Source organism: Mesorhizobium sp. LEGMi-168a, assembly GCF_058312955.1.
In genome coordinates, this window is record NZ_JBZEGV010000005.1 from 315976 (window position 1) to 323569 (window position 7594).

Below are 7594 nucleotides of genomic sequence, written 5' to 3' on the forward strand. Positions count from 1 at the left end.
ACAGTGGAGGCGGAAGGATGCGGCAGTTCAAAGCTCTCGTTCGTGGGGTGGACGGCTTTGCCCGAGATTGCGGAGGCAATTTCGCGGTTCTGTTCGGGGCTGCCGCATCGGTGCTGGCGCTGGGGGTGGGATTCGCGGTCAATATCTCGCAGCTCTACAATGCGAGATCGAGTTTGCAGAGCGTCGTCGACGCCGCTGTGACCTCGACGGCACGCGATCTCACCCTCGGCGTCATCAAGGAAGCCGATGCCAACGCATCGGTGCAGGCATTCCTCGACGCCAACAGCACGGCGGGGATCCTGCAAGCCAATCAGATCGTGCTCGACAAGCTCACGATCAACAGGACGGCGAAGACGGTGCAGGCGGATGTGCATGCCGATATCGGCCTTTATTTTCCGTTGTTCAGCATGGGCAACATGCAGCGCGTGACCACGTCGACCACCGCGCTCTATTCCGACAAGAAGATCGAGGTGGCGATGATGCTCGACATCACCGGCTCGATGGCGGCCAACAGGCGCGCGAAGACCAACAAGATCGGCGACCTGCAGGCGGCCGCGTCGCAAACGGTCAAGGATCTCTTGGGACAGAACCGGGATCCCAGCGACCCACGGGTCCGGGTGGCGATCGTCCCCTATGCCGAGGCGGTCAACACGGGTGGCCTCGCCAACACCGTCTTCGTCGAGACGGCGGACGGGCCGAAGGTGCCGCCGCCGATCGATGCGCCGCTTTCCGTTTCCGTGACGACGGCATCCGACAAATGCGCCACCGAGCGCAAGGACAAGGACGGCTATGCCGATTTTTCGTCTGACGGCCCCTATGCGCTGCGCCGGGACAACAAGGGCAAGACATATCAGGCCAAGGTCAATCGCGACTATCGCATGAGGGTATGTCCCTCGGCGGCGCTCATTCCGCTAACGGCAGATGAAGACAAGCTGCTCGACACGATCGGCCATTTCAGCGCCGCGGGCGTAACCGCCGGCGGCATCGCCGCGCAATGGGGCTATTACATGCTCTCACCGTCGTGGCGCTCGGCTATCGCCGACGCCAGGCTGGGCACCGGCCCTGCCAACTTCGATCAGAAAAAGGTGGCCAAGATCGCCATCCTGATGACGGACGGCCAGTTCAACACCGCCTTCGCCCGCGGGCGCGGCGCGGCCGCGTGGCAGGACCAGGGCGAGACGTCGCGCGCCAATGCTGAAGCCATCTGCGAGAACATGAAGCGCGACGGCATCGAGATCTTCACCATCGGCTTCGATCTCAATGACCCGTCGATGACAACCATCGAACGGGATCAGGCGAAGTCCGTGCTCAAGGATTGCTCGACCGACGACACGTCCTCGCTGAAGCATTATTACGAGGCCGCCACCGGGGCGGAACTGTCCGATGCTTTCGGCGAGATCACCCGCAACATCGAGAAGCTCACCATCAACCGCTGACCGCACAACTCCAGACCGCTAACGGAAAAGGCCGCCGCTTCTTGACGAAGCCGGCGGCCTTCCGTGTTTCCGTCCATGACGCGGCTCATGGCGGCGACCCCACCGGGTTACCTGCCGCGCGTCTCGCGCCTTAACGGGAAGACTGCTTCCCGGAAGTGCAATCCGCTGAGCTCACGTTCTGGAAAACGAAATCACTCGACATCGGATCACCTCCTTTCGGTTTGTTGAACACGCCCAGATGATGGGGTGCGTCGCGGCAAAAGACAAGATGACGCTGCGGAATGGCCATGCCTCGGGCGGGAAATCCTCCTCCGGCGATGTTTTTGCGCAACAGGTCGGGATTGCGGTCGAGGGAGCAATGCCTCCCCCGATGTCACCTTCGGAGCCTAGCCGCGCTACGTCACGTCTGCTCTTCTGCTTCTCCTTCCAGTTTCCGGCGAAGCGCCTTCACGACAGAGTGTGTGGTCTCCAGTTCGCCGACCTCGATCCCCTCCGAGAGCCAGTTCACCCAGGGCGCCTGCAGGCGCATGGCGGCGTCGAACGCCTCTTTCCCCGCGTCCGTCAGCACCACGAGCTGCGCCCGCCGGTGATGCGGGTTGGGCTTGAACGCGACAAGTCCCTCTTCTGCCAGATCGTTGGCGATGCGCTGGACGTTCTGACGGTTGGCTCCCATGTCGCGCGCCAGCCACGCGACCGGCTGCGGCCGGTCCGCCGCGACGATGGTGCCGAGCACCTGCCAGCGGGCGCTCGTCAGGCCCAGCTCCGCGACGAGCCTGTCGCCCGAGGTGATGACGAGGTTATTGAGCCTGAACAGATCGAGAAAGAGACCGGTCAACGCGGTGGCGGCCTTGGTTCGCTTGGGTCCATGCATATTTGTCACCATACAATGATATTGACATCATGGTGTCAAATAGATATATTGGCTCTATCGCACCAAATTGACATCATGAAACCATATCGAGCGGAGTTTGTCATGTCGCATATGCGCCCATTGGACCCTGCCTTCCCGATCGAACGCCAGATCGCCGTCGACGCTTCCCCCGTCGTGCTCGTCAACGTCTTCACGCTCGACAAGGCCGACGAGCAGACCTTCCTGGATGCCTGGGAGGCTGACGCGCATTTCATGAAGCGGCAGCCGGGTTTCATCTCGACCCAGCTTCACCGGGCCCTAGGCGACAGCCCGACCTACCTCAACTACGCCGTCTGGGAATCGACGGCTGATTTCAGGGCCGCGTTCATGCATCCGGAGTTCAGGGCGAAGCTCTCGGCCTATCCGTCCTCAGCCGCAGCTTCCCCGCACCTGTTTCAGAAGGTTGCGGTGTCCGGCATCTGCGTTGCGTAGCTTTGCCGGAAGCGAGCGGGGATGCCTTGCGCCAAGGAACTTCCGCCGGGCGCCGATCCGGCGGTCAACTCTCTCGTCTCCTCGGCCTTTGAATTTTGTTGAGCTCCCGACATAATCCGGATGTCGGCGCCGTGACAGGTTGCGCCGCATTGGGAGGTGGGAATGGACGCCGCCGACAGAGCCGCGCGGATCGTGCGAACAGTTGTCGAAACGCTGAAGCCGGGTTTTGCGGTCAGGCTGTGGACCGGCGAGCGGATCGGCCCCGCCGGCGGCCCGGTGCTTGCCATCAACGATCAGGACATCGTCTGGCAGCTGGTTCGCCGGCCGGCCTTCTCGACGCTGGTCGAGATGTGGATTTCCAAGACCGTCGATATCGAAGAGGGCACGCTGTTCGATTTCTACGCCTTGCCGTCGCAAGGCAAGCTCAAGACGAAGCTCAGATCATTGCCGAAGCTGGCGATCCTGCGCGATCTGCCGGCGGTGCTTTTCTCTCGGAAACAGATGACGGCGCGGGGCGATCTCTCCGGGCGCAACCCCTATGTCAGCGGGTCCAACAAGGAAGCGATCCAGCATCACTACGACATTTCGAACGCGTTCTACCGGCTCTTCCTCGACGAGCGCATGGTCTATAGCTGCGGCTACTTCAGGGATTTCGCCAACGGCATCGACCAGGCGCAGATCGACAAGCTCGACCACATCTGCCGCAAGCTCAGGCTTCGGCCGGGCGACAGCCTGCTCGACATCGGCTGCGGCTGGGGCGCGATGCTCATCCATGCGGCGAAGCATTACGGCATCGTCGGGCACGGCGTCTCGCTGTCGGAAGCCCAGACGGAACTTGCCCGCGAGCGCATCCGCGCCGAAGGGTTGGAGGATCGCATCACCATCGAGATAAAGTCCTATGCCGATCTCTCCGGCACCTTCGACAAGATCTCGTCGATCGGCATGTTCGAGCATCTCGGGCTTGCCAACCACGCTGCCTACTTCTCGGCAGTGCAGCGCCTGCTGAAGCCAGGCGGCATCTATCTCCACCACGCCATCACCAGGCGCAGCAAGGGCGACATCAGGAAGACGCTGCGCAAGGGGCCGGAATACAAGGCGCTGATCAAATATATCTTCCCCGGCGGCGAGCTCGACACGATCGGCATGACGCTTGGCAACCTCGAGGCGCATGGCTTCCTCGTCCATGACGTCGAGAACCTTCGCGAGCACTACGCGCGTACCTGCCGCCTGTGGGCGGAGCGTCTCCATGCGCATTTCGACGAGGCGATCGCCGAGGTCGGCGAGGCGAAGGCGCGGCTCTGGCTGCTCTATCTCAGCGGCTGCTCGATCGCCTTCGAGCGCGCCTCGGCGCAGATCTTCCAGACCGTCGCCACCAAGCGCGCGCGTGGCCCGAGCGGACTGCCGCCGACGCGTGCGGATCTCTATCGGTAGGACGAGGTGTCAGGCAAAGCGCATCGGCGCGCCGATCTCGACGCGCGCCGGCCTGTCCACGGTGCAGTAGACGCCGATATTGTGGGCGTTGTGGCGGACCAGGTTGCGCAGGATGCCGGGATCGTTGTCGAAGCCGTCCTGGGCAATGATGGTGAAGCCGCAGCGGCGGCAAGGCTCCGAGACCGTGAGCAGAAGATCGCCGACCGCGAGCTTGCGGCCGATCCATTCCGTCTCTGGGAAGGAGCCTTCGACCGGCTCCATATCGACGACGATGTTGGGGCGGAAGCGGCGCGGGTCGGCCGCCCCTTCCGGATGCAGCGCCTTGAGCCGCGCCAACGAGGCGGTGGTGAGCAGGTGGATCGGCGCCTTGCGGTAACGCGCCTGGGTCAACGGACCGGCATAGGCCGGCGGGGCGCTCTCTTGGCCGAACGGCCGGATCGAGGCAGTGAAGCCGAGATAGGCAGACACGGCACGATCGCATTCGACGCCGGGCGCGCTCAGCCAATCGCCGCCGGGGACGGCCACCTCCAGTTCGCGATCATTGGTCAGCCGTGTGCGGATGCGCGGCACCTTGTGCCATTTGGCGTCGCGGTCGGGCCGGGCAATCTCGTTGTCCGAGGCGTCGACGAGGCCGAACATACGGTCGCCGTCGATGGTTTCGCGGCCGACCGAGATCGCGTCCTGGCGCTCGCCGGCGAGCGAGCTCGCCGGATAGCGCCACAGCTGGCTGACTGTGCCGAGTGCCGCCCGGTCTGTCATCAGCCCTTCCTGTTCTGCCGGTTGGCGACGAGATCGTCGACGACGGCCGGGTCGGCGAGCGTCGAGGTGTCGCCGAGCGCGCCGTAATCGTCCTCGGCGATCTTGCGCAGGATGCGGCGCATGATCTTGCCCGAACGGGTCTTGGGCAGGCCCGGCGCGAACTGGATCTTGTCTGGTGTGGCGATGGCGCCGATCTCCTTGCGGACATGGGCGACGAGCTCCTTGCGCAGATCCTCGCTCGATGTCTCGCCGGCCATCAGCGTGACGTAGCAGTAGATGCCCTGGCCCTTGATGTCGTGCGGGTAGCCGACGACGGCGGCTTCCGAGACCTTGTCGTGGCTGACCAGCGCCGATTCCACCTCCGCCGTGCCCATGCGGTGGCCGGAGACGTTGATGACGTCGTCGACGCGGCCGGTGATCCAGTAATAGCCGTCTTCGTCGCGGCGGCAGCCGTCGCCGGTGAAGTACTTGCCCTTGTAGGTCGAGAAATAGGTCTGCACGAAACGGTCGTGGTCGCCATAGACGGTGCGCATCATGCCGGGCCAGGAATCGGTGATGCAGAGATTGCCGTCGGCCGCGCCTTCCAGAGCCGTCCCGTCGCCGTTGACCAGTTGCGGCCTGACGCCGAAGAAGGGCCGTGTCGCCGAACCGGCCTTGAGGTCGGTGGCGCCGGGCAGCGGCGTGATCAGGATGCCGCCGGTCTCGGTCTGCCACCAGGTGTCGACGATCGGCACCTTGGCGTTGCCGACGACGTTGAAATACCACTCCCAGGCTTCCGGATTGATCGGCTCGCCGACGGTGCCCAGCACGCGCAGCGACTTGCGCGATGTCTTCTTCACATGGCCGTCGCCGGCGCCCATCAGCGCGCGCAGCGCCGTCGGCGCGGTGTAGAAGATGTTGACCTTGTGCTTGTCGATGACGTCCCAGAAGCGCGACTGCGACGGATAGTTCGGCACGCCCTCGAACATCAGCGTGGTGGCGCCGTTGGCCAAAGGTCCGTAGACGATGTAGCTGTGGCCCGTCACCCAGCCGACATCGGCCGTGCACCAGTAGATGTCGCCGTCATGGTAGTCGAAGACATATTGGTGCGTCATCGAGACATAGACGAGATAGCCGGCGGTGGTGTGCAGCACGCCCTTCGGCTTGCCGGTCGAGCCCGAGGTGTAGAGGATGAACAGCGGGTCCTCCGCCTTCATCTTCTCCGGCTTGCAATCAGCCTTAACGGTCGCCGCCTCGTCGTGGTACCAGACGTCGCGACCCTGCACCCAGCCGGTCTTGCCCCCGGTGCGGCGCACGACCACCACCTTCTCGACCTTGGTGCCGGCCTTGGCGGCGATGTCGACCGCCTTGTCGGTGTTGTCCTTCAGCGGGATCGGCTTGCCGCCGCGCAGGCCTTCGTCGGCGGTGACGACGATGGTCGACTTGCAGTCGTCGATGCGCCCGGCGAGAGCATCGGGCGAGAAGCCGCCGAAGACGACCGAATGGATGGCGCCCAGCCGGGTGCAGGCCAGCATCGCGTAGGCCGTTTCCGGGATCATCGGCATGTAGATGGTGACGCGGTCGCCCTTCTTGACGCCATGCTTCTTCAGCACATTGGCGAAACGGCAGACATGCGCATAAAGCTCGTTATAGGTGATCTTCCTGTCATCGTAAGGGTTGTCGCCCTCCCAGATGATGGCGGTCTGGTCGCCGCGCTTCTTCAGATGCCGGTCGATGCAATTCCAGGAAACATTGGTCTGGCCGTCCTCGAACCACCTGATCGAGACCTTGCCGTTAAAGGAGGTGTTCTTGACCTTGGTGAAGGGCTTGAACCAGTCGATGCGCTTGCCGTGCTTGCCCCAGAACTTGTCCGGATTTTTCACGCTGTCGGCATACCATTTCAGATAGGTGTCGTTGTCGATCAACGCGTTCTTCTTCCACGCCGGCTGGACGCGGTGGACATGGACATCGGACATTTTTCAGCTTTCCTCCGAGACGGTCCGCTGGCTTGAAGCACCAGCGGCATCGCGGCAAAGCAGCCGCGAATTCGCGGGCATTATTAACAGTTCCGCGCCGACGGCAACATTAGACGTTGGATTCGCGTGGCGGGATGACGCAGCGTCGCTGCGAAACGCTGTCAGCACTCACCGCCTGTCGCTGCTAACTACCTGTTTTAGCGATGGAAAACTCGCCTTGGAGCTGCTAAGATCGATAGACAGTTAAGCAACTGAGCGCAGAATCGCGCGTTGGGAGGAAAGGAGATCGACCTAGGGGGCTGCGATGCGTGACCATTCCGAAATGGACCTGATGCTCAAGGGCTATGGGCTGACGACGGCCAAGATTCTCTATCACTTCCCCGATCACCCGCATCTGCTGCAGAGCTATATCTGGCAGGACTACGACATCGCGCCGAAGTTTCCGGTGCTGATCCGCTTCATCGAGTTCTGGAAGACCAGGCTCGACGGCCCACTGCATTCGGTCACCTACACGCACCAGAAGCTGATCGCGCCGAACGAGTGGCGGAAGGTTGATGGGGAGTTCTTGTTGCACTGAAGCGTCGCGCCCAATCTCCCCCCTCGAGGGGGAGATGTCGCCGAAGGCGACAGAGGGGGTCGCGGGGGGGGGGGGGGCCGCCGCGGGGGGCGGT

7 protein-coding genes are annotated in these 7594 nt (G+C 63.2%); 4 read left to right on the forward strand and 3 right to left on the reverse strand.

Annotation, left to right across the window (positions count from 1 at the left end):
• Positions 1–17 precede the first annotated feature (17 nt).
• Complete coding sequence (locus AC4FWB_RS10285) at positions 18–1436, forward strand: TadE/TadG family type IV pilus assembly protein (RefSeq protein WP_491025879.1); 1419 nt, start codon at positions 18–20, stop codon at positions 1434–1436.
• Between the two features lie 400 nt (positions 1437–1836).
• Here the strand turns inward: AC4FWB_RS10285 and AC4FWB_RS10290 are convergent, their stop codons facing one another.
• Positions 1837–2307, reverse strand: a complete 471-nt coding sequence (locus AC4FWB_RS10290) for a MarR family winged helix-turn-helix transcriptional regulator (RefSeq protein ID WP_491025880.1) — start codon at positions 2305–2307, stop codon at positions 1837–1839.
• 102 nt (positions 2308–2409) lie between these two features.
• On the opposite strand from AC4FWB_RS10290, the gene AC4FWB_RS10295 reads away from it, so the two are divergent.
• Positions 2410–2778, forward strand: coding sequence for an antibiotic biosynthesis monooxygenase family protein (locus AC4FWB_RS10295; protein WP_491025881.1), 369 nt, complete (start codon positions 2410–2412; stop codon positions 2776–2778).
• A 162-nt stretch (positions 2779–2940) separates the two neighbouring features.
• Positions 2941–4209, forward strand: a complete 1269-nt coding sequence (locus AC4FWB_RS10300) for a class I SAM-dependent methyltransferase (protein ID WP_491025882.1) — start codon at positions 2941–2943, stop codon at positions 4207–4209.
• A 9-nt stretch (positions 4210–4218) separates the two neighbouring features.
• Here AC4FWB_RS10300 and AC4FWB_RS10305 read toward each other — a convergent pair whose 3' ends face one another.
• Positions 4219–4968 carry an MOSC domain-containing protein gene (locus AC4FWB_RS10305; protein ID WP_491025883.1) on the reverse strand — a complete coding sequence of 250 codons (750 nt, stop codon included), beginning with the start codon at positions 4966–4968 and terminating at the stop codon, positions 4219–4221.
• Positions 4968–6923: an acetate--CoA ligase gene (gene acs, locus AC4FWB_RS10310; protein ID WP_491025884.1), complete on the reverse strand. Its 1956-nt coding sequence runs from the start codon at positions 6921–6923 to the stop codon at positions 4968–4970. The genes AC4FWB_RS10305 and acs overlap by 1 nt, the downstream gene beginning before the upstream one ends.
• Before the next feature lie 304 nt (positions 6924–7227).
• Between acs and AC4FWB_RS10315 the strand changes: the two genes are divergently transcribed.
• Entirely contained in the window at positions 7228–7500 is a 273-nt protein-coding gene (locus tag AC4FWB_RS10315; protein WP_491025885.1) for an usg protein, read from the forward strand.
• The last annotated feature ends 94 nt before the right edge of the window (positions 7501–7594 follow it).

Coding starts and splice junctions, on each gene's coding strand:
- AC4FWB_RS10285 (WP_491025879.1), top strand. CDS start 18: ATGCGGCAGTTCAAAGCTCTCGTTCGTGGGGTGGACGGCTTTGCCCGA.
- AC4FWB_RS10290 (WP_491025880.1), bottom strand. CDS start 2,307: ATGCATGGACCCAAGCGAACCAAGGCCGCCACCGCGTTGACCGGTCTC.
- AC4FWB_RS10295 (WP_491025881.1), top strand. CDS start 2,410: ATGTCGCATATGCGCCCATTGGACCCTGCCTTCCCGATCGAACGCCAG.
- AC4FWB_RS10300 (WP_491025882.1), top strand. CDS start 2,941: ATGGACGCCGCCGACAGAGCCGCGCGGATCGTGCGAACAGTTGTCGAA.
- AC4FWB_RS10305 (WP_491025883.1), bottom strand. CDS start 4,968: ATGACAGACCGGGCGGCACTCGGCACAGTCAGCCAGCTGTGGCGCTAT.
- acs (WP_491025884.1), bottom strand. CDS start 6,923: ATGTCCGATGTCCATGTCCACCGCGTCCAGCCGGCGTGGAAGAAGAAC.
- AC4FWB_RS10315 (WP_491025885.1), top strand. CDS start 7,228: ATGCGTGACCATTCCGAAATGGACCTGATGCTCAAGGGCTATGGGCTG.